The sequence below is a fragment of the Microbacterium sp. genome (genome assembly GCF_031178525.1).
Classification (GTDB): domain Bacteria; phylum Actinomycetota; class Actinomycetes; order Actinomycetales; family Microbacteriaceae; genus Microbacterium.
Window position 1 is genome coordinate 1 of record NZ_JAPSJA010000143.1, and the last position, 889, is coordinate 889.

The window sequence follows — 889 nt, forward strand, 5'->3', positions numbered from 1 at the left end:
CGCTGATCCCCAGCACCCCCACGATGCTGAGCAGCAGGATCGGGTCGATGATCAGCATCGCGATCAGCGCGCCCACGAACAGCAGGATGTTGCCGACGCTGTCGGCGAGACCCTGCGTGAGCACGGCATAGAGCATCGTCGTGTCGGTGCCGACGCGCGAGACGAGGTCGCCCGTGCGGCGCGCGTCGAACTCCGAGATCGGCAGATGCAGGATCCGTGCGATCAGGCGGCGGCGGCTCGACAGCACCACCGCCGTGCCGGTGCGCTGCAGCAGGAAGTGCTGGTAGGCGCCGACCGCGGACGACACGAGCACGAGCGCGACGAGCGCCCACACCAGCGCACCGAGCGGAACGCTCTCCTGCACGCGCGCGATCACCTCGCCGATCAGCGTCGGCTGCACGAGCGTCGTGACGGCCTCGAGCACGCTCAGGATCGACACCCACACCAGCACCCGCTTGTGCTCGAACACGAACGGCAGGAGCTGCCGGAACGTCGCACGCGGCCCCTCCTGCTCCTGCGGGCGGGCGAACGGGTTGCGGCGTCGTGCGGGTGCGTCGGACATGCTGCTCACTTCCGGCCGAACTTCTTGTGCGCGGCCTGCTTCGTGATGCCGAGCGCGGTGGCGATGGCTTCCCACGAGTACCCGCTCACGCGGGCGCGACGCACCTGCGTCTCCTCGGCGCGGCTCAGCTCGCGGCGCTGCTCGGCGATCCTGAAGAGCTCGGCGATGGGTTCGTCCGGATCCGTCGCCTGCGCGGTGTCGACCATGGCGTCAACCATAGTTGACGATCCTGCGCGTCGCAAATCTTCGCGCCGCTTCCGACCGTCGAGCGGCGAGGGCGAGCGGAAACGGCGAAGACGCTCGGCGACCGAGGTCGCCGAGCGTCCG

General features: G+C 69.6%; 2 protein-coding genes. Both read right to left on the bottom strand.

Going from position 1 to position 889, the window contains the following annotated elements:
• A partial coding sequence (locus RIF89_RS09690; RefSeq protein ID WP_309068910.1) for an ABC transporter transmembrane domain-containing protein occupies window positions 1-562 on the bottom strand: 562 nt, incomplete at its 3' end.
• Between the two features lie 5 nt (window positions 563-567).
• Window positions 568-780 carry an AsnC family protein gene (locus RIF89_RS09695; RefSeq protein WP_309068911.1) on the bottom strand — a complete coding sequence of 71 codons (213 nt, stop codon included), beginning with the start codon at window positions 778-780 and terminating at the stop codon, window positions 568-570.
• Window positions 781-889 lie beyond the last annotated feature (109 nt).